The organism is Aquamicrobium terrae, assembly GCF_040545735.1.
GTDB lineage: Bacteria > Pseudomonadota > Alphaproteobacteria > Rhizobiales > Rhizobiaceae > Mesorhizobium > Mesorhizobium terrae_A.
In genome coordinates this window covers 514210-533672 of record NZ_JBEPML010000001.1, presented here as the reverse complement: position 1 = coordinate 533672, position 19463 = coordinate 514210, and the positions used below count along the sequence as shown (strand labels likewise).

Genomic DNA, 19463 nt, shown 5'->3' with positions numbered 1-19463 from the left:
GAGGTGAACACTGGCACCTCAAGGGCAGGAGCGACATTCCAACTTTGCAGAAACAGGACATTTCTATTTTGCGGCAATATGTCAAAGTCGCATAAGATAGATTATGGAACCAAAAGGCCTTACGACTGGCGAGAGAAGCGATCCGTAGTTTCGTCAAATCCCTTGGCTATTGCTGATCCGATGAGAGATGGCGGTTGCGTCGGAATTCGAGATTTCACGCGCGACTGTCGGCAACGATATGCACCAGACCCGCCGTCATGAGGTGAAAGTCTGGACTTTCGGCTTCCATCCACAACGCCAACGTCCATACGCATCATATTGATTGGATGGGAAACTCCAGCGCCATGCCGTCATAGGCAGGCTCGACAATATCCGGCGTCTCGGCGCGCACGGTCTCGTAGTCCAGCGGCACATGCATGTGCGTCAGCACCGCCTGTTTGGGTTTCAGCCGTTCGATCCACTCCAGCGCCTCGCCAAGCGAAAAATGACTGGGATGCCGCCGGTATTGCAAGGCGTCGATGATCAGCAGGTCGAGCCCGTTCAATCGCGCCGCCGTTGCCTCCGGGAAAGCGCTGACATCGGGACAATAGGCAATGTCGCCAACCCGGAAACCGAGCGAGGTGATGTCGCCATGCACCTGCGGCAGCGGCTCGAAGGCGAGGGCACCGCCCTCTCCTTCCACCGTAATTGGCCGATCGTGATCGATATTGCGCGCCCACAGGATCGGCGGATACGAGCTGCCCGGAGGCGTCTCGAAGCAATAGCCGAACGCCTCGCGCAGCCGCGCCATGGTGAAGCTATCGGCATAGATATCGATCAACCGCTTCTGTTCCAGCACATAGCCACGCAGGTCGTCTATGCCGTGAATATGGTCGGCATGCGGATGGGTGTAGAGCACTGCGTCGATGCGCTTCACGCCGGCCATGAGCATCTGGGCGCGGAAGTCCGGTCCGGTATCGATGACCACGGTGGTGCGGCGTCCGTCTTCCTTGATGCGCTCGAACATGGCCGCGGCGCGCATGCGGCGGTTCTTCGGATTGGCAGGATCGCACGCGCCCCAGTCACCGGTGATGCGCGGCACGCCCGGCGAAGAGCCGCATCCCAGGACGGTAAAGCGCAGCCGGTCGCTCACGCCTTCGGCACCACTTCATCCGGGCTCGGCATCTTGCTGAAAAGACGGAAGAAATTATCTGTCGTCAGCCGCGCTACCTCGGCGCTGTCGAGACCGATCGTCTCGGCCAGAACAGCCGCCGTATGGGCCACAAAGGCAGGCTCGTTGCGCTTTCCGCGGTGCGGGATCGGCGCAAGATAGGGCGCATCGGTTTCCACCAGCAGGCGGTCAAGCCGCACGGCGGCGGCAATGTCCCTTATGTCCTGCGAGTTGCGGAAGGTGAGTATGCCCGAAAACGATACATAGCCGCCCAGCGCCACGCCGACCTCGGCCAGCCGTTTGCCCGACGAGAAGCAATGCAGGACGAAGGGGAAGGCCCCCTTCCCGGTTTCCTCTTCCAGTATGGCCGCCATATCGTCGTCGGCCGAGCGCGCATGAATGACCAGCGGCAAGCCGGTTTCGCGCGCGGCCGCTATGTGGGTGCGGAAACCCTTGGCCTGCGCATCGCGCGGCGCATGGTCATAGTGGTAGTCGAGGCCTGCCTCGCCGATGGCGACCACCTTGGGGTGCCCGGAGAGACGCACCAGTTCCTCGGCGGTCACGTCCGGTTCTTCGGCCGCATTGTGCGGATGAGTGCCGATCGAGCAGTAGACTTCGTCGAAAGTCTCCGCAATTTCGCGAATCTGGTCGAATTTCCGCACACGGGTGGAAATGGTCACCATGCGTTCGACGCCCGCCTCCCGGGCGCGGGCAACGATCGCAGCCCGCTCCTCGGCGAAATCCGGGAAATCCAGATGACAATGGCTGTCGACCAGCATCAGGCGTTCTGCTCCGGCTCGACATAGCGCGGGAAAACGGGCTGCGGAGCCGGCAGCGCCGCCCCCGGCGCCAGCGCCTCCAGCGTATCGACACGGTCGAAGCCGCGCTCTCCCTCGTCCACCGCCAGCAGATCCAGCAGCTTGGCCGCGGAACCGGGAATGAAAGGCTGGCACAGGATGCCGACGCGGCGGATGATCTCGGCGGTCGTCCACAACACGGTTTCCATGCGCGCCGGATCGGTTTTCTTCAGCGCCCAGGGCTCCTGCCCCGCGAAATAGCGATTTGCCTCGGCCACCACGCCGAAGATCGCCGCCAGCGCCTGATGGATCGCCTGCTCGGCCATCGCCTTGCGTGCGGTCGCCAAGGCATCCACCGCCTGCGCGAGGATGGCCTTGTCGGATTCAGCGAGGTCGCCACGCTTCGGCACCACGCCACCGCAGTTCTTGGCGATCATCGACAGCGAACGCTGCGCCAGATTGCCGAGATCATTGGCAAGGTCAGCATTGGTACGATTGACGATCGCCTCGTGGCTGTAGCTGCCGTCCTGCCCGAACGGCACTTCGCGCAGGAAGAAGTAGCGCACCTGATCGACGCCATAGTGCTCGGCCATCGTAAACGGATCGATGACGTTGCCGAGCGATTTCGACATCTTCTCGCCGCGGTTGAACAGGAATCCGTGGCCGAACACGCGCTTCGGCAGTTCGATGCCCGCCGACATCAGGAAGGCCGGCCAGTAGATGGCATGGAAGCGCACGATATCCTTGCCGATAATATGCGCATCGGCAGGCCAGAAACGCCATTTTGCTTCATTTTCATCTGGATAGCCGAGTGCGGTAATGTAGTTGGTGAGTGCATCCACCCACACATACATCACATGCTTCTCGTCGCCCGGCACCGGCACGCCCCAGTCGAACGTGGTGCGCGAGATCGACAGATCCTTCAGGCCCGAGCGAACGAAGTTTGCCACCTCGTTGCGGCGCTCGGCCGGCCCGATGAAGTCCGGCTGATTTTCGTAGAGTGCCAGGAGCTTGTCCTGATAGGCGGAGAGGCGGAAGAAATAGCTTTCCTCCTCGACCCATTCGACCGGCGTGCCCTGCGGCCCGTAGCGCACGCCGTCATCGCGCAACTCGGTTTCTTCCTCGCCGTAATAGGCCTCGTCGCGCACCGAATACCAACCCGCATAGCCGCCCTTGTAGATGTCGCCTTGGGCGGCCATCGCCTTCCAGATCGCCTGCGAGGCCTTGTAGTGGCGCTCTTCGGTGGTGCGGATGAAATCGTCGTTCGAGGCATTCAACGCCGTCGCCATGCGCTGGAACTCGGCAGCGTTGCGATCGGCCAGCTCGCGCGGCGAAATGCCTTCCTTGCGGGCCGTCTGGAGCATCTTGATGCCGTGCTCGTCGGTGCCGGTGAGGAAGAACACGTCCTTCCCGTCGCAACGCTGGAAACGCGCCAGCGCATCCGTGGCGATCAGCTCATAGGCATGGCCGATATGCGGCTTGCCGTTCGGATAGGAAATGGCCGTGGTGATGTAGAAACTGTCGCGCGACATGAAATGAACCGTCTTGAAGCCTGCAGGGTACGAATGTGCGGTGGATATAGCATCGGAATGGCGATTGCCATCCCGCGGCAAGGCGGAGCATCACATTCGAAATGCAGAATTCAGGCGGTCGATCATCGAAAGCGCGTGCTGCTTCTTGTCGAGGTTGTAGGTTTCCATTTCGATTATCGCATCGCGCGCTTCCTGCCAAGCGTCGGTTAGCATCTTGGCGCGGGCGAGATCGCCGGCAAGGGCCGCCTGTCGCGCGGTTTCCGAAAGCAGGTCCAGCGCATGGCGGTTGAAGATATCGAACGGAACGGCCCCATCACGGCCCGCGACCACATCGGCCAGCCGATGGGCCGCGGCAATTTCATAACGGGGTGAACGCACCAGATTTTCCAGCGCTTCGGCAATTTCCAGGCCACCATATTGCCAAAGCAGGATGGCAGTGCGCACGCTGCCCCCTGCCCGCTCCAGCAGCCCGCCGTCGCCGGCCGGCTGCCCCACGGCTTGCAGCACCTGCCCGAGGCTCTGCGGCTCCAGTGGCGACAACCGCACCACCTGGCAGCGCGAGCGGATCGTCGGCAACAGCGAGCCCGGCGCATGAACGATGAGGATGAACAGCGTGCGCGCCGGCGGCTCCTCCAGGTTCTTCAGAAGCGCGTTGGCCGCGTTGGCATTCATGTCGTCGGCCGGATCGACGATGACGACACGGTAGCCGCCGTCATGCGAGGTCAGAGACAGGAAACCGCCGACCTTGCGGATCTCGTCCACCGTGACCACCGACTTGAAGGCTTTGGTGCGCTCGTTGAGCGGCCGCGTAAGGTGCAGCACGGAAGGATGGGCGCCTTGCGCGACCTGCCGGAACAAGGGCGATGCCGGATCGGGAACCGCTAGTTGTTCGGGTGCCTCTTCATGGCGGGGATATTTCAGCAAATGATGGGCAAGATGGAAGGCGAACGTCGCCTTGCCGATCCCCACCGGCCCCACGAACATCAACGCATGCGGCAGCTTGCCGGCGCGATAGGCGCTTGCCAGCATGCCGGCCGCTTCCGCGTGCCCGACCAGAAACGGGGTTTCGGCAGGTTCCGGCACGCCGTCCAGCGTGTCGTGCTGTTCCGGGGCCAGCCGTTCGAACATCATTCGGCCGCGCCTTTCGACCGCTTTGCAGGCATCCGCTTTTCGAGCCGCTCGAAGACCGCTTCCGTGACGGCGTCTTCCACATCCTGTGGAGTGGCGGCGGCGTCGATCACCACGCAGCGTTCCGGTTCCGCTTTCGCGATGGCCAGAAATGCCTCGCGCCGCCGCTCATGGGTCTCCACCGTCTCCTTCTCGAAACGATCCGGGACGTCGCCGGCGGAACGGCGTGCATTGGCGCGCTTGAGGCCCTCGACCGGATCGATATCGAGAATGACCGTCATGTCCGGCATCATGCCGTTCACCGTCACCTTCTCCAGCGCGTCCATGAATTCGGCCGGCAGACCGCCGGTCACGCCCTGGTAGACCCGCGATGAATCGACGAAACGGTCGCACAGTACGATGGCGCCGCGCTCGATGGCTGGCCGGATAAGCTGCTCGACATGATCGGAACGGGCCGCCGCGAACAGCAATGCCTCCATTTTGGGGCCGAGCGCTTCGGCCGCGCCCGACAGGATGACATGGCGCACGGCCTCGGCGCCGGGCGAGCCACCCGGTTCGCGCGTGACGACGACATCATATTTCTTGGCGCGCAGCTTCCTGGCCAGCCGCTCGATCTGGGTGGACTTGCCGGCCCCCTCCCCACCTTCGAAGCTTATGAAGAATCCCTGGCGCACTGGCTGATGTTTCGTCCCGTTGTCGCGGTATCGCTACCGCTTATCAGCGCAGCCACCCGATGGCCAGTTCCTTCACGGCATCGAAGGCACGGCTGTGAAGTTCGCCAACCTCGACAGTCTCGGCGGCGAACAGCGGCATTTCCTGGCTGAGCGTGTCGCCGATCCATATGCGCAGCGACCCGACCGGCTGCCCTTCCTCCACCGGAGCGGGCAGCGGCCCCTGATAGACGATCCTGGCCGTCAGCTTGTCGCGATTGGCGACCGGCAGCAAAAGGTCCACCGGCCCCCTGGCCTTCAGCGCCACACCGCTTTTGGCGCCGCCATAGACCTGCGCGGTGCCCACCACTTCGTCAGCCGCGAAAATCTCGGTCTTCTCGAAGGAGCGCAGCCCCCATTCCAGCAGCTTGCGCGCCTCTTCCGCGCGCTCGCGGTCGGAGGCCAGTCCGCTCAGCGCCGCGATCACCCTTCTGCCGTTCTGGGAGATCGCGCCGACGATGGCGAAACCGTTCTGCTCGCTGGCGCCCACGGCCAGCCCTTCGGCGCCTATATCCATGGCCAGCAACGGATTTCGGTTGCGCTGGGTGATCTTGTTCCAGGTGAATTCGGTTTCCGCAAACAGACCGTAGAGGTCGGGATAGGTTTGCTGGAGATGGCGGGCAAGTTGCACGAGCTCGCGCACCGTCGTCACCTGCCCCTCGGCCGGAAGGCCGGTCGAGTTGACGAAGACGGATTTCTGCAGCCCGATCTTGCGGGCGCGCTCATTCATCTGAAGGGCAAAATTGCCTTCCGAGCCCGCCACGCCCTCGGCAATGACGATGCAGCCGTCATTGGCCGCCTGCACGGCGATGCCGCGCATGAGGTCTTCCAGACGGATGCTCGACCTCACGGCGGCAAACATGGTCGAAGTGCGCGAGGGAGCCCCGCCGGTGCGCCAGGCGTTCTCGCTGACGACGAAGGTGTCGTCGAGGGTCAGGCGCTTTGATTTCACCGCATCGAAAGCCATTTCAAGGGTCATCAGCTTGGCGAGCGACGCCGGCTGGACCGGCGCGTCGGCATCCTTGGCGAACAGGACGCTGCCCGTTTCTCCATCGACCATGAAAGCCTGCGCGGCCTTGGTTTCGAACAACTGGGCGAAGGCCGCACCGCTTCCCGCCCAAATGCAGGCAAATACGGCAAGGCCGATAAGCGGAACGCGCGGGAAAAATGACATGAAGGAACTTGTCCGTACTGCCTTGGCGGAAAGTGCCTCAGGCTACCAGTCCACGACCCGCCAAATCAACAGCCGTGCGCAGTCACCAACAGCCCTTGTGCCGCGTCAGTTGCGAACCACCAGCGCATCCGGCGCGCCGCTTGCCCAAGCGGCCTGCAGCATGGTGTCGAGATCGGCATGGCCATCGGCATAAACTTCGACGGCATGCCACTCCCTGCCCCCGGCCATGGAGCGCTTGACCGTGACCTTGCCGATGCCGGAGAGGCGCCGGGCGACCTCACGGGCAGCCGAGGCGCTGTCGAAAGTGCCCGCCGCGATGTAATCGCCGGGGCCTGCCTGCCCGGGATTGTCACGCTTCCACGAGGCCGCCACCGCCTGCGACGTCAGGCCATTGCCATCCAGAGCCGCAAAGGCCTGAGCCGCGCTGGCAATACGCTCGTCGGCATAGGAGAGCGACGCGAGCGCAAAAGGCGAATCCGACGGCAGGCCGGAATCCGGCCGGATCGGCACGATCGGCCCGTAATCGGGCAGTGGAACATCGCCGAAAGCCAGCGCCTGCCCCGCGTCGGGGAACGGCGTTCTGCGCCCGCCGCCCAGGCTCGGCGTTGCGCCATTCATGGCGATCATCACGCCCGTCGGCAGGCCGACCGATGGATCGGGCGCGCGATTTCCGGGTTGGTAGGAGGCCACCAGATAAGGCTCGTCGTCGCCGTCCAGAGGAGCACGGCCGATATAGTCGACCTTCACCTTGGCGGTTCCCGCGGCGCTGTAGCCCAGCATGTCGGCGGCTCGTTTGGACAGGTCGATGATGCGATTGCCGTGGTAGGGTCCGCGATCGTTCACGCGCACCACCACGGAACTGCCATTTGCAACGTTTGTGACGCGGGCATAGCTCGGCAAAGGCATGGTCGGATGGGCGGCTGTCAGGTGGGCTGTGTCATAGATTTCGCCATTCGCCGTCAGACGCCCATGGAAGGCATCGCCATACCAGGAGGCGGCACCGACCTTGGAGTATTTCGGGTCTTCCTTGGGATAATACCACTTGCCGGCGACCTGATAGGGCTTGCCGACCTGGTCGCGCCCGCCTCCCCGCTTGATCTTGGTGCCGTAGGCGACACGCGGGCTGGCCTTCACGCCATATTTGGATTCGGGGAAATATTCCTTGGAGCGCTTGGCCGACGCCTCCTTGGGCTGCGGTGTCCCGCAGGCTGCAAGGGCGACCGCCGATACGGCAAAAGACATGATTGTGAAAGTGCGACGAAGACGCCGTCGCGCCACGGCCTGCATGTAAGACAATCCCCTGACTTAAGAAGAAAGCCTTGCTATCGGAAGCCCGAACCGCGCGCTTCCGAAGCCAGACATCCTGCTTCCGCTCATTCGCATTTGCGCAGGAATTCGTTATCGGCCCATTAACCGATTGTGGCGGGAACTGGGCGTCTTTGTGTCAGTGTGCGCTCGGCATGGCAATTTGCGGCCAGCTTCACTTTCTGCGTCCTCCTGCTCATACTATCGCGAACACCTTGGAGCGGAGATTAAGTAGCATGGCGAAGCTTGTCTTCGGAATGAACCAGTCACTGGACGGCTACGTCGACCACCAGGAATTTGCGCCAGATCCCGCACTCTTTCGTCACTGGATAGAGCACGTGCGCGATCTGACCGGCAGTGTGTACGGCCGCCGCATGTACGAGGTCATGCGCTATTGGGACGAAGACCATGCTGACTGGAATGCGGAGCAACACGAGTTCGCGACGGCGTGGCGGCGCCAACCGAAGTGGGTCGTATCGCGCTCGTTGAGATCAGTCGGCCCCAACGCCACCCTTGTCCGGGATGACATCGAGACGGTGATACGCGACCTGAAGGCGCGGCTCGGCGGGGAGATCGCTGTTTCCGGACCAGACCTGGCCCGAAGCCTGACCGACCTTGGCCTTATCGATGAGTATCGGCTCTACTTCCACCCCGTCGTGCTTGGTCAAGGCAAGCCCTTCTTTGCCGGCCCACGGCCGCCGCTTCGCCTTGTTTCCACCGATCTCATTGGCGAAGGCACGGTCAGGTTGACATACGTTCCTGCCTAATCGGGAGCGCTTGCAATTTCACGGCAAACGCCCAGAATTCCGGTCCTTTACGAGAATTTGTGGCGGAGGGAGTGGGATTCGAACCCACGGAGACATCGCTGCCTCGCCGGTTTTCAAGACCGGTGCCTTAAACCGCTCGGCCATCCCTCCCCGCGTCGCTGCATCTGCCGATACGGACGGAGACGGCTTTAGCCCCGAGCATGCCACGCCGTCAACTCGTCCCGGCGTCCGCCGCACCCATTAACCGGCTGCGCGCTGCAACACGAACGGCAATGAACCTTCATACAGGTTGTACGTTCAGGCCATCGACAACCCTTGACGAGCCCCTGCCGCCGGGCGTACGCCCACTGGCATCCCCACAAACGGAAACGGCATTCTGGCGATGGAAATCTTTACCGCGGCTGGCCTTACTGCGCTCCTCCAGGTCATTCTCATCGATCTCGTCCTTGCCGGGGACAATGCCATCGTCATCGGCCTCGCCGCTGCGGGCCTGCCGGCGGACCAGCGCAAGAAAGCCATTCTCATCGGCGTGCTGGCGGCCACGGTGCTGCGCATCGTCTTTGCAGCGATTACTGTCCAGCTCCTCGCCATCCTCGGTCTCCTGCTCGTCGGCGGCATCCTGCTTCTGTGGGTGTGCTGGAAGATGTGGAGGGAATTGCGCACCTCCCACGAAGAAGAGGAAGAGGCGACCGAAGCGCTTTCCGACGGGCAGCGGTCGACTGCCAGCAAGATACCTCGCAAGACGTTGATGCAGGCCGCAATCCAGATCGTCGTCGCGGACGTATCGATGTCGCTCGACAATGTGCTCGCCGTCGCCGGCGCCGCGCGCGATCATTTCACCGTGCTCATCGTCGGCCTCATGCTGTCGATCGCGCTGATGGGCCTGGCGGCGTCCTTCATCGCGCGTCTTCTCCATCGCTACCGGTGGATCGCCTATATCGGCCTGCTCATCATCCTCTATGTCGCACTCGACATGATCTATCGCGGCGCGCTCGAAGTCTGGCCGCATGTCAACGGCGCGTTGGGCTGACGGCCCTTACCCTTCGTTCCGCGGGAACTGGGGTGGCGGCGTGACCCTGCCTGCAAGCTCGGCCTCCTTCGCCGCATAGCTGCGGTAGGCCGGGCGGTCGATCGCGCGGGCCAGGTAGTCCTGGAACACCTGCAGGTCGGGCAGCACCTTCAGGATGTTCATGGTGAAATGAATGCCGGACGCGAGCTGGGTGTCGGCCGCCGTAAACCTGTCGCCCGCCGCATAGGGATGAGCCGTCAGAAGCCGTTCGAGATTGGCCACCATGTCCTCGAACAGGCCGAAGGAAAAGCTGTTGCCGCCCTCATAATGCCAGCCTTGCGCGCGCGCCGCGATCACCGGATCAAACACGGCATCGCAATAGACGAGCCGTGTCAGATAGGCGGCACGATCGCTGTCGCCGATCGCAGGCGCAAGCCCCGCTTCGGGAAAGGCGTCGGCCAGATAAATGGTGATCGCCGCACGCTCGGTGACCACGGTGCCGTCATGGTCTATCGCCGGCACCTTCTTGTTCGGCTGGATGGCCCGATAGCTTTCGGGAACGCCACCCGGTGCGCGAATGTCGATCAACTCGATCTCGTAAGGCGCGCCGATCTCTTCGAGCAACCAGAAAACGCCGGAAGAACGCGACCAGGGCATGCAATAAAAGGTGAGCATCCGAACCTCCAGAACACCATGAGCGAATCCACGCTAACAGCTCCCTCCTGACACGGCACTGTCAGGAGGCATGTCAGGCGTCAAATGAAAAAGGGCGCCTGACGGCGCCCTTCTCATGCTATCAGGGCCGCCGCTTATTGCGGCAGCTTGTCGTCGATACCCTTGACGTAGAAGTTCATGCCGAGAAGGGTCTGGTCGTCGGCGACCTCGCCTTCCTTCAGCCATTCCGAGCCGTCCTGCTTGGCGATCGGACCGGTGAAGGGGTTCCAGCCGTCCTTGATCTTCTGCACGGTGGCCTCGGCTTCCTTCGCAACCTCATCGGGCACATTGGTGTAAGGCGCCATGTAGATGATGTTGTCCTTGAAGCCTTCCCAAAGGTTTTCGGCCTTCCAGGTGCCGTCCATGGCGGCCTTCACCCGGCTGACATAGTAAGGGCCCCAGTTGTTCACCGCTGCGGTAAGCTGGGCCTTCGGCGCGAACTTGGCCATGTCCGCCGCCTGGCCGAAGCCGTGCAGGCCGCGCTCCTGCGCGATCTGGAGCGGAGCTGTGGAATCGGTGTGCTGGACGATGATGTCGGCTCCCTGATCGAACAGGGCCTTGGCAGCGTCGGCCTCCTTGCCCGGATCGAACCACGAGTTGATCCACACGACCTTCACCTTGAAGTCCGGATTGACGGACTGGGCGCCGAGCATGAAGGCGTTGATGCCCATGACCACTTCGGGGATCGGGAACGATACGATGTAGCCTGCGACACCGGCCTTCGACTGCTTGGCGGCGATCTGGCCGCTGACATAGCGACCTTCGTAGAAACGGATGTTGTAGACACCCATGTTCTCGGAGGTCTTGAAGCCGGTGGCATGCTCGAACTTCACATCCGGGAACTTCCTGGCCACTTCGAGTTCGGCATCCATGAAGCCGAAGGACGTGCCAAAGATGATCTTGCAGCCGTCGCGCGCCAGTCGTTCGAACGAGCGCCCGGCATCCGGACCTTCGGCGACGTTTTCCAGATAGGCGGTTTCGACCTTGTCGCCGAGTTCCTTCTCGACTTCCAGGCGCCCCTGGTCGTGCTGGAACGAGAAGCCGAAATCGCCGATCGAACCCACATAGACCCAGCAGGCTTTGAATTTCTCCTGTGCCTGGACCGGTGCGGTCAATGCGAGGGCGGCAACAGCCGTCATGAGGCCGATCAGTCTTCTTTTCATAACAACGTTCTCCATCTGAGGTTTAACTTCATTCATGCCGATTTCTTTAACGCTCGGGCACGAAGGGTTGGGCCAGCGATGCCGGCGTGTTCATCATGGTCAGTCGCTTGTTCCGCGAGATCAGCACCAGCACCAGTATGGTCGCGAGATAGGGCAGCGACGACAGGAACTGGGACGGCAGCGACTTGATCAACGCTATCGGCTGGTAGATCAGCCAGGACGAGTTGGCGAAGCTGGAAAGATCGATCGCCTGCACGTGAAGCTGCCCGATCCAGATCGCGCCGAAGATGTAGGCTCCGGCCAGCACCCGCCACGGCCGCCAGGAGGCGAACACCACCAGGGCCAGCGCAATCCAGCCGCGCCCGGCGCTCATGTTCTCGACCCATTGCGGGGTATAGACGAGCGACAGATGCGCGCCGGCCAGACCGGCACAGGCACCGCCGAACATCACCGCCAGATAGCGGTAGCGGATGACCTGTATGCCCAGCGCGTGCGCCGAGGTGTGGCTGTCGCCGATGGCCCGCATGGTGAGGCCCGTGCGGCTGCGGAACAGGAACCATGCGACGGCAATGACCAGCGCGATGGACAGGTAGAAGATCGGGTCCTGGCCGAACAGCAGGCGCCCCACGCCCGGCAACGACGTAAGGCCGGGAATGTCCAGATTCGGCAATCGCACGCCCGGCAGGCCGACGAAACTGGTTCCCAGCATGCCCGACAGCCCAAGCCCCAGAATGGTCAGCGACAGGCCGGTCGCCACCTGGTTGGTGGCCAGCGTGAGCGTCATGAACGCGAACAGCAGAGAGAAAAGCACGCCGACGATGATGGCGGCGATCACGCCGAGCCACGGCGAACCGGTCAGGTAGCCCGCGCCGAAGCCGGCGACCGCGCCCATGATCATCATGCCCTCGACGCCGAGGTTGAGGACGCCGGCACGTTCGGCCACCAGTTCGCCCATCGCTGCGATGAGCAGGGGCGTGGCCGCCGTCGCGATGGTAAGAAGGATGCTGATCCAGATATCCATCAGTGTGCCCCTTCCTGAGCGACGAGCGTATCGGCAGCCGGAGCCGGCCGGCCTACGATGCGGATGCGGTAGTGAATGAGCGTATCGCAGCCCAGAACGAAGAACAGCAGCATGCCCTGGAACACGCGCGCCAGCTTGTCGGACACGCCGAGGGTCGCCTGTGCCGCCTCGCCGCCGAGATAGGTCAGGCCGAGCACCAGGCCGGCTGCGATGATGCCGAGCGGGTTGAGCCGGCCGAGAAAGGCCACGATGATCGCGGCGAAGCCATAGCCGGGCGAAATGGTGGGCTGGAGCCTGCCGATAGCGCCGGACACCTCCGAAATGCCCGCAAGACCGGCCAGAGCGCCGGAGAGCATGAAGGCGAAGAACACCATGCGGTTGATGCTGAAGCCGGCGAAGCGCCCTGCCCGCGGGCTGGAGCCCAGCACGCGCACCTCGAAGCCCTTGAGCATGCGGCTCATCATCAGCCAGACCAGCACCGCCGCGACGATGGAGAAGGCGAAGCCCAGATTGGCGCGTCCGGACGACAGCATTTCCGGCAGGCGCGCCGATTCGTTGAACAGCACCGTCTGCGGGAAGTTGAAGCCCTGCGGATCGCGCCACGGCCCGCGCACCATCCAGTCGAGGAAGAGTTGCGAGACGTAGACCAGCATCAGGCTGGTGAGGATTTCATTGGTGTTGAATCGCGCCTTGAGGAAGGCCGGAATGGTCGCATAGGCCGCACCGCCGATCATGCCCATGAGGAGCATCAGGGGCAGGACATAGGCTGCGCTCAGGTCGGGATAGAGCACCGGCAGGATCGAGCCGGTCACCGCACCGATGGTGAACTGGCCCTCGGCCCCGATGTTCCAGATATTGGCGCGGAAGCAGACCGACAATCCGACCGCGATCAGGATCAGCGGCGCCGCCTTGATCGCCAGCTCATGCAACTGCCACACCTCGGTCAACGGCGAGATGAAATAGGCATAGAGGGCCTTGGCCGGGTTCACGCCCAGCAAGGCGAACATGATGGCGCCGGCAATGACCGTCAGCACGAAGGCGATGAACGGCGACAACATGGAAAACAGCGCCGAACGCTGCGGGCGCTTGACAAGCTCGATGCGCATCACGCCACCTCTGCCGTTTCGGTCGCATGCGCGGTAGCGGCATGGCCGGGTTCGGCGCCGCCCATGAGCAGACCGATCTTTTCATAGGTCGCTTCGGCAATGGGCAGCTTCTGCGACAGTTCGCCATCGTGCATGACGGCAATGGCATCCGAGATCTCGAACAGCTCGTCGAGGTCCTGGCTGATGACCAGGACGGCCGATCCGTTGCGGGCAAGCTCGATCAGGGCCTGCCTGATGTGAGCGGCCGCGCCGGCATCGACACCCCAGGTCGGCTGGTTGACGATCATCACCGACGGCTTGCGGTCAAGCTCGCGGCCGACGATGAATTTCTGAAGGTTGCCGCCCGACAGGGAGGCCGCTTCCGGATCGGGCGCGCTCTTGCGCACGTCCATCACCTCGATGATGCGCTGGGCGGCGCTGTAGATCGCCTTGCCCTCGATCATGCCCGCGGTGCCGACGAACGCCTTGCCATCCGTCGCATGGCGCGACAGCAGGAGGTTTTCCGACAGCTTCATGCGCGGCGCGGCCCCATGTCCGAGGCGCTCCTCCGGCACGAAGGCGGCGCCCAGCAACCGGCGGCCGGTGATGTCGAGCCCACCGACCTGCTTGCCGCGAATGCGCACCGACGCCTTGTCCTGCTGCAGGACCTCGCCGGACACGGCCTCAAAGAACTCGCCCTGCCCGTTTCCGGCCACGCCGGCGATGCCGACAACCTCGCCGGCCCGAACCGAAAGATTTATGTTTTTCAAGGGGATGGAGAAAGGCGTTGCCGGCCTGCGGTTGAGGTTGACGATCTCAAGCAGCGATTCCGCCTTGTTCATGCCTTCGGCCGGCGGACGCTCCACGGTGCGGACCTCGCTGCCCACCATCATGCGGGCCAGGGAGGACGCCGTTTCCTCCCGCGGATTGCAATGTCCGACCACCTTGCCGTGACGCAGCACGGTGGCACGGTCGCACATGCGCTTCACCTCTTCGAGGCGATGCGAGATGTAGAGGATCGACTTGCCTTCGGAGCGCAGACGTTCGAGCGTCTCGAACAGCTTGTCCGCCTCCTGCGGGGTCAGCACCGAAGTCGGCTCGTCAAGGATGATGAGGTCCGGCGTCTGCAACAGGCAGCGGATGATCTCGATGCGCTGGCGCTCGCCGACCGACAGGTCGCCCACCAGCGCTTCGGGATCGAGCGGGAGACCGTAACTGTAGGACAGGGCCCGCGCCTTGGCCGCAATGGTGCTGATCGGTGCGCCGTCATCCAGCGAAAGCGCGATGTTTTCGGCCGCGGTCAGCGCCTCGAACAGCGAAAAATGCTGGAACACCATGCCGATGCCAAGCTTCTTGGCAACGCCAGGGTTGGTGATGCGGACCGACTGGCCGTTCCACAGGATCTCGCCGGAATGCGGCTCCAGCGAGCCGAACAGCATTTTCACCAGGGTGGACTTGCCGGCACCGTTTTCGCCCAGAAGAGCATGGATCTCGCCCTTGGCAATGCCGAGGTCGATGCTGTCGCAAGCCTTGAGGGAGCCGAATATCTTGGTCAGGCCGCGAACCTCAAGCAGGTTCGCAGCACCTTCATGTAAACTCACAGTGCCTCCCATCTGTAACCAGATATGTTCTGTGTTCCCGAAAGCATCGTAGGCATGACCGCCGCTCTAGGCAAACCGATACTTCGATTGAAAGAGCTTCAAGAATTTCGAGGCCATTCGATACTGGTTATCAAGGCAGCAATATCGTCGTCCCGGTGGTCTTGCGCGCCTCCAGATCCGCATGCGCGCGGGCTGCATCCGTCAGTGCATAGCGTTGATTTACCCTGATATTTACAGCGCCGGACAGCACGACTTCGAACAAGGCTGCGGCCGAAGCCTCCACCTCTTCGCGGGTGACGTTGTAGGAGAACAGCGTCGGCCGGGTGGCGAAGAGTGAGCCCTTTTGTGCCAGAATGCCGATATCGAACGGAGGGATCGGGCCGGAGGACTGGCCGAAGGAAACGAAGGTCCCCAGCCTTTTCAGGCACTCCAGCGAGCCGGCAAAGGTATCCTTGCCAACGGAATCATAGACCACGTCGCACTTTCTGCCCTCCGTGATCCTGGCCACTTCCTGCACGAAATCCTGGCTCCGGTAGTCGATGACATGATGGAATCCGTGGGCGCGGGCCAGTTCCGCCTTCTGCGGCGAGCCGGCCGTGCCGATAACCGTCGCCCCCAGATGGTTCGCCCACTGGCCAAAGATCAGTCCCACGCCGCCGGCGGCCGCATGGTAGAGCAGCGTGTCGCCGGGCTTTACCTTGAAGGTGCGCCGCAGCAGATATTCGACCGTCATGCCCTTCAGCATCATGCCGGCCGCCTGTTCGTCGCCAATTCCGTCCGGAATCTTCACGACATGGTCGGCCGCGATCACCCGCTGTTCGGCATAGGCGCCCAGCCGCACCACATAGGCGATGCGGTCACCGGGTTTAAGCCAACCCACCCCCTCGCCCACTTCAAGCACCACGCCGGCCGCCTCTCCGCCGGGCGTAATGGGCAGGCCGTTGGCCGCCGGATACAGGCCGGTGCGATGATAGACATCGATGAAATTGACGCCGATCGCGGTGTGCCGGACGAGAATTTCACCACGGCCGGGCCGGCCGGGATCAACCTCCTCGAAAGTCAGGACCTCGGGCCCGCCATGGGTGTGGATACGGATCGCCTTGGGCATGGTTTCAACCCTTCCTGGCCCCGAGATTGGGGAGAAACTGCATGATGCCGCCGATGCAGAACAGGTAAAGACCGGTGACGGTGATGCCCACCTTGGTGAACTGGCTGACATTCTCGGCCAGCACGCCGATCTGGCTGTAGAATTCGACCAGCGCGGATTCGGCCAGCGCCAGCATGCCGAACCCGCACCACAACAGCGTGACGGCGAGGTTGAGGGGGCGCAGGCGTTTCACCCGCACCGGGTGCAGGAAGTTGATCGGCACGAAGGTGAGCAGGCCCGCAATCACCACCACGGCGAAGGAAACCCACTCGCCCGGCCCGACGACGAACAGGGTGAAAACGACCATGTTCCAGACCACGGGAAAGCCCTTGAAGAAGTTCTCCTTGGTCTTCATGCCGGTGTCGGCATAGTAGATGGCGCTGGAAACGACGATGATGGCGGCGGACAGGAAGGACAGCCCCTCGCCCATCAGCCCGAACTGGTAAAGGGCGAAGGCCGGGATCAGCACATAGGTCACGTAGTCGATGATGTTGTCGAGCAATTCGCCCGACCAGGTCGGCAGGATTTCCTTGACCTCAAGCTTGCGGGCGATCGGCCCGTCGATACCGTCGACGAACAGGGCAAGCCCCAGCCACCAGAACATCGCCGTCCAGCGCCCCTCGCTGGCGGCGACCAGCGAAACGAAGGCGAGAAACGAGCCCGATGCGGTGAGAAGATGAACGGAGAATGCTCGCGCCTGCGGCCAGGTCACCTTCTTCCTCGGTCTCGGAATCCGGTCCCTGATCTTCCTGCCGGTCGGTTTGTTGTCCACGGCCCACCAGTCCATCTTGCATGGTGTCTATGATCCCCCTTGATCGACCACCAACCGGCCGTGGTCAATGCGCAAGCGACGACAAGATGAAAGGCCACACAGGAATTCACGCCTGACGTGCATGGTTTGCGCCCAATTCCTCTTGCGGCTGAAACGTCGCGTTGAAGTGGGCAACGCCCCGGCGCTATATCTTGTTCGACACGGGAGAATCCTGACATGCCCACGCCCGCCACCCCTGCCGAAACGGAAGCGAACATTCTTGTCGCCGGCACCGGCCCGGCGGGACTGATCGGGGCGCTCGCCTTCGCCGATGCGAATTTCCGCGTCACGCTTGTCGGCCCGGAGCCGAATGTGCAGGACGGACGCACCACGGCGCTGATGAATCCGGCCCTTGCCCTTCTGGACCGGCTTGGCGTGCTGCGCACGCTGGCGCACAAATCGGCGCCGCTCAAGGTGATGCGCATCTTGGATGGAACGGCAAGGCTGATCCGCAGTCCCGTCGTCACCTTCCATGCCAGCGAAATCGACGAGCACCGCTTCGGCCTCAACATCCCCAATGCCGTGCTGGTCGCCACGCTGGCCGAGGCTGTCTCGGCCAATCCTTCCATCGAATGGCGCAAGACGCTCGTATCCCAGTGGCAACTCGAGCCCGAACGGGCCACGGCACGGCTCGCCGATGGCAGCGCCGTTTCGGCAAGGCTCGTCGTGGCTGCCGACGGTCGCGCTTCCCCGGCCCGCGAGGCTGCGGGCATTTCGGTTTCGTCGCGCCCCTTCCCGCAGGCGGCGCTGGTGCTGAATTTCGCCCACACGGTGGACCACGCCTTCACCTCGACCGAGTTCCACACCGAGACCGGCCCGTTCACCCAGGTTCCGCTGCCCGGCCGCCGGTCCAGCCTCGTTTGCGTGGTTCGCCCGGAAACCGCTCAGGAACTCGCCGCACTCGATGACGACGCGCTTTCCCGGCATATCGAGCGGCGCATGCAATCCATGCTCGGCCGGGTAACGGTCGAACCGGGCCGCCAGATCTACCCCTTGTCGACATCGACGCCATGGCGTTTCGCCCACAGGCGCGTGGCCCTGGTGGGTGAAGCCGCGCATGTCTTCCCGCCGATCGGCGCGCAGGGGCTCAACCTCGGCATCAGGGATATCGTCGATCTCCTTGAAACTGCGTCACAAAATAGACCTGATCCGGGCACACCGAAAGCTCTGCTAAGCTACGATTTGAGACGCCGGCCCGACATCGTCGCCCGCACCAGCGCGGTGAACCTGCTCAACCTCTCGCTGCTTTCCAGCATGCTGCCCGCGCAGATTGCCCGCAGCACGACATTGGGACTGCTCGGGCGTTTCGCGCCCCTGCGCGCCTTCTTCATGCGCGAGGGACTGCAGCCCGGCAGCGGCTTCTCGGCCCTGGCCGGTTCGCTAAGGGAACAGGTCCAGCGGTAGCACCCCGGCACGGATCATGTAGAGCAGGCCTGTCACGGTGGCGATCGAGACACATGTCGTGATCAGCACCGTGGCCGAGGTGCGCTCGACCCAGACCCCATATTGCTGGGCAATGACAAAGACGTTGGTGGCGGTCGGCAAGGCGGCCAAAAGGACCGCCGAGAACAACCAGATCTCCGAGAAATTTCCGACCCAGCTCAGCACCGCGTAGCATAGCAGCGGATGCACGATCAGCTTGAGAAAGGTGATCGGAGCGATCTCGGCGGGAACACGCTTCAACGGTCGCAGCGCCAGCGTCACGCCCATGGCGAACAGCGCGCAGGGTGCCGCTGCGTTGGCCAGATAGGACAGCAGGCGGTCCACCGGCAGCGGCGGGTGAAACTCGAAATAGGCCGCCGCCACGCCGAATGCCGTGGCGATGATGAAGGGATGCAGCGCGATACGGCTGACGATGCCCGCCAGCAGTTGCGGCCATGGCCGTCTGTCATCGCCCGCCAGCGCCATCATCATCGGTGCGATGGTGAAGTGCATGACGTTCTCGAAGCAAAAGATCAGCGCCACCGGCACCGCCGCCTGCTCTCCAAAGGCCAGAACCGCCAGCCCCGGACCCATGTAGCCGATATTGCCATAAGCCGCCGCGAGCCCCTTGATGGTGGATTCCGCTATGCCGCCTGCCATCACGAGGGAAGCAACGAACATCGCCAGGAAAATCAGGAAGGTCGAAAACACCGACCCGAAGATGAAACCCCATTCGGTCAGGTCCTCGAAGGGTGTCTTGGCGAGAAGCTGGAAGAACAGGGCCGGCAGCGCGACATAGATGACGAAGGTATTCATCCAGCCCAGCGCGTCCACCGGCTGGCGGGTGATGCGCGCGACGGCAAAGCCGATGAAGATCAGCCCGAAGAACGGAAGGACGAGGCCGGCGATATCGGACATGATTTCTCC

At 62.9% G+C, this 19463-nt stretch carries 18 protein-coding genes and 1 tRNA gene; 3 read left to right on the top strand and 16 right to left on the bottom strand.

The genetic code is table 11. From position 1 onward, the window contains the following. Window positions 1–313: 313 nt before the first annotated feature. The 7 genes from ABID37_RS02530 to ABID37_RS02500 all read right to left on the bottom strand — a co-directional run bounded on the left by ABID37_RS02530 (window position 314) and on the right by ABID37_RS02500 (window position 7778). Window positions 314–1132, bottom strand: a complete 819-nt coding sequence (locus ABID37_RS02530; protein ID WP_354192428.1) for an MBL fold metallo-hydrolase — start codon at window positions 1130–1132, stop codon at window positions 314–316. Continuing rightward, entirely contained in the window at window positions 1129–1929 is an 801-nt protein-coding gene (locus ABID37_RS02525; protein ID WP_354192427.1) for a TatD family hydrolase, read from the bottom strand. The genes ABID37_RS02530 and ABID37_RS02525 overlap by 4 nt, the downstream gene beginning before the upstream one ends. Next, window positions 1929–3479, bottom strand: a complete 1551-nt coding sequence (gene metG, locus ABID37_RS02520) for a methionine--tRNA ligase (protein ID WP_354192424.1) — start codon at window positions 3477–3479, stop codon at window positions 1929–1931. Before metG ends, ABID37_RS02525 begins: the two co-directional genes overlap by 1 nt. 90 nt (window positions 3480–3569) lie before the next feature. Beyond that, complete coding sequence (locus ABID37_RS02515; protein ID WP_354192422.1) at window positions 3570–4610, bottom strand: DNA polymerase III subunit delta'; 1041 nt, start codon at window positions 4608–4610, stop codon at window positions 3570–3572. Continuing rightward, window positions 4607–5281: a dTMP kinase gene (gene tmk / locus ABID37_RS02510; protein WP_354192421.1), complete on the bottom strand. Its 675-nt coding sequence runs from the start codon at window positions 5279–5281 to the stop codon at window positions 4607–4609. Before tmk ends, ABID37_RS02515 begins: the two co-directional genes overlap by 4 nt. Before the next feature lie 43 nt (window positions 5282–5324). Beyond that, window positions 5325–6491 (bottom strand): D-alanyl-D-alanine carboxypeptidase family protein, encoded by a 1167-nt coding sequence (locus ABID37_RS02505; RefSeq protein WP_354192420.1) that lies wholly within the window; start codon window positions 6489–6491, stop codon window positions 5325–5327. 105 nt (window positions 6492–6596) lie between these two features. Then, on the bottom strand, window positions 6597–7778 hold the full coding sequence (locus tag ABID37_RS02500) for a septal ring lytic transglycosylase RlpA family protein (protein ID WP_354192419.1): 1182 nt from the start codon (window positions 7776–7778) through the stop codon (window positions 6597–6599). 254 nt (window positions 7779–8032) lie between these two features. Here ABID37_RS02500 and ABID37_RS02495 point away from each other — a divergent pair, with 254 nt between their 5' ends. Continuing rightward, the gene (locus tag ABID37_RS02495; RefSeq protein ID WP_354192418.1) at window positions 8033–8563 is read left to right on the top strand and encodes a dihydrofolate reductase family protein; all 531 of its coding nucleotides are present in this window, start codon (window positions 8033–8035) and stop codon (window positions 8561–8563) included. Window positions 8564–8623: 60 nt separating this feature from the next. On the opposite strand, the gene ABID37_RS02490 is transcribed toward ABID37_RS02495, so the two are convergent. Next, a tRNA-Ser gene (locus ABID37_RS02490) sits at window positions 8624–8713 on the bottom strand. Window positions 8714–8945: 232 nt separating this feature from the next. Between ABID37_RS02490 and ABID37_RS02485 the strand changes: the two genes are divergently transcribed. Continuing rightward, entirely contained in the window at window positions 8946–9593 is a 648-nt protein-coding gene (locus ABID37_RS02485) for a TerC family protein (protein WP_354192417.1), read from the top strand. A 6-nt stretch (window positions 9594–9599) separates the two neighbouring features. Here ABID37_RS02485 and ABID37_RS02480 read toward each other — a convergent pair whose 3' ends face one another. The 7 genes from ABID37_RS02480 to pcsA all read right to left on the bottom strand — a co-directional run bounded on the left by ABID37_RS02480 (window position 9600) and on the right by pcsA (window position 17036). Further along, a complete protein-coding gene (locus ABID37_RS02480; RefSeq protein WP_354192416.1) occupies window positions 9600–10247 on the bottom strand; it encodes a glutathione S-transferase family protein in 648 nt (215 codons plus the stop codon). A 134-nt stretch (window positions 10248–10381) separates the two neighbouring features. Further along, the gene (locus tag ABID37_RS02475; RefSeq protein ID WP_354192415.1) at window positions 10382–11449 is read right to left on the bottom strand and encodes a BMP family ABC transporter substrate-binding protein; all 1068 of its coding nucleotides are present in this window, start codon (window positions 11447–11449) and stop codon (window positions 10382–10384) included. Between the two features lie 46 nt (window positions 11450–11495). Beyond that, the gene (locus ABID37_RS02470; protein WP_354192414.1) at window positions 11496–12470 is read right to left on the bottom strand and encodes an ABC transporter permease; all 975 of its coding nucleotides are present in this window, start codon (window positions 12468–12470) and stop codon (window positions 11496–11498) included. Next, a complete protein-coding gene (locus ABID37_RS02465; protein ID WP_354192413.1) occupies window positions 12470–13576 on the bottom strand; it encodes an ABC transporter permease in 1107 nt (368 codons plus the stop codon). Before ABID37_RS02465 ends, ABID37_RS02470 begins: the two co-directional genes overlap by 1 nt. Next, complete coding sequence (locus tag ABID37_RS02460) at window positions 13576–15168, bottom strand: ABC transporter ATP-binding protein (RefSeq protein ID WP_354192412.1); 1593 nt, start codon at window positions 15166–15168, stop codon at window positions 13576–13578. Before ABID37_RS02460 ends, ABID37_RS02465 begins: the two co-directional genes overlap by 1 nt. Before the next feature lie 118 nt (window positions 15169–15286). Next, the gene (locus tag ABID37_RS02455) at window positions 15287–16264 is read right to left on the bottom strand and encodes a quinone oxidoreductase family protein (protein ID WP_354192410.1); all 978 of its coding nucleotides are present in this window, start codon (window positions 16262–16264) and stop codon (window positions 15287–15289) included. Window positions 16265–16268: 4 nt separating this feature from the next. Further along, window positions 16269–17036 (bottom strand): phosphatidylcholine synthase, encoded by a 768-nt coding sequence (pcsA, locus tag ABID37_RS02450; protein WP_435521525.1) that lies wholly within the window; start codon window positions 17034–17036, stop codon window positions 16269–16271. A gap of 255 nt (window positions 17037–17291) precedes the next feature. On the opposite strand from pcsA, the gene ABID37_RS02445 reads away from it, so the two are divergent. Continuing rightward, complete coding sequence (locus ABID37_RS02445; RefSeq protein ID WP_354192408.1) at window positions 17292–18518, top strand: UbiH/UbiF family hydroxylase; 1227 nt, start codon at window positions 17292–17294, stop codon at window positions 18516–18518. Here the strand turns inward: ABID37_RS02445 and ABID37_RS02440 are convergent. Next, entirely contained in the window at window positions 18495–19454 is a 960-nt protein-coding gene (locus ABID37_RS02440; RefSeq protein ID WP_354192406.1) for an AEC family transporter, read from the bottom strand. The genes ABID37_RS02445 and ABID37_RS02440 overlap by 24 nt on opposite strands. Window positions 19455–19463: the final 9 nt, after the last annotated feature.

Bases quoted from the DNA above. Each gene is read 5' to 3' on its own strand.
- ABID37_RS02525 (WP_354192427.1), bottom strand. From the start codon at position 1,929: ATGCTGGTCGACAGCCATTGTCATCTGGATTTCCCGGATTTCGCCGAG.
- metG (WP_354192424.1), bottom strand. From the start codon at position 3,479: ATGTCGCGCGACAGTTTCTACATCACCACGGCCATTTCCTATCCGAAC.
- ABID37_RS02515 (WP_354192422.1), bottom strand. From the start codon at position 4,610: ATGATGTTCGAACGGCTGGCCCCGGAACAGCACGACACGCTGGACGGC.
- ABID37_RS02505 (WP_354192420.1), bottom strand. From the start codon at position 6,491: ATGTCATTTTTCCCGCGCGTTCCGCTTATCGGCCTTGCCGTATTTGCC.
- ABID37_RS02500 (WP_354192419.1), bottom strand. From the start codon at position 7,778: ATGCAGGCCGTGGCGCGACGGCGTCTTCGTCGCACTTTCACAATCATG.
- ABID37_RS02495 (WP_354192418.1), top strand. From the start codon at position 8,033: ATGGCGAAGCTTGTCTTCGGAATGAACCAGTCACTGGACGGCTACGTC.
- ABID37_RS02485 (WP_354192417.1), top strand. From the start codon at position 8,946: ATGGAAATCTTTACCGCGGCTGGCCTTACTGCGCTCCTCCAGGTCATT.
- ABID37_RS02480 (WP_354192416.1), bottom strand. From the start codon at position 10,247: ATGCTCACCTTTTATTGCATGCCCTGGTCGCGTTCTTCCGGCGTTTTC.
- ABID37_RS02475 (WP_354192415.1), bottom strand. From the start codon at position 11,449: ATGAAAAGAAGACTGATCGGCCTCATGACGGCTGTTGCCGCCCTCGCA.
- ABID37_RS02470 (WP_354192414.1), bottom strand. From the start codon at position 12,470: ATGGATATCTGGATCAGCATCCTTCTTACCATCGCGACGGCGGCCACG.
- ABID37_RS02465 (WP_354192413.1), bottom strand. From the start codon at position 13,576: ATGCGCATCGAGCTTGTCAAGCGCCCGCAGCGTTCGGCGCTGTTTTCC.
- ABID37_RS02460 (WP_354192412.1), bottom strand. From the start codon at position 15,168: ATGGGAGGCACTGTGAGTTTACATGAAGGTGCTGCGAACCTGCTTGAG.
- ABID37_RS02455 (WP_354192410.1), bottom strand. From the start codon at position 16,264: ATGCCCAAGGCGATCCGTATCCACACCCATGGCGGGCCCGAGGTCCTG.
- ABID37_RS02445 (WP_354192408.1), top strand. From the start codon at position 17,292: ATGCCCACGCCCGCCACCCCTGCCGAAACGGAAGCGAACATTCTTGTC.
- ABID37_RS02440 (WP_354192406.1), bottom strand. From the start codon at position 19,454: ATGTCCGATATCGCCGGCCTCGTCCTTCCGTTCTTCGGGCTGATCTTC.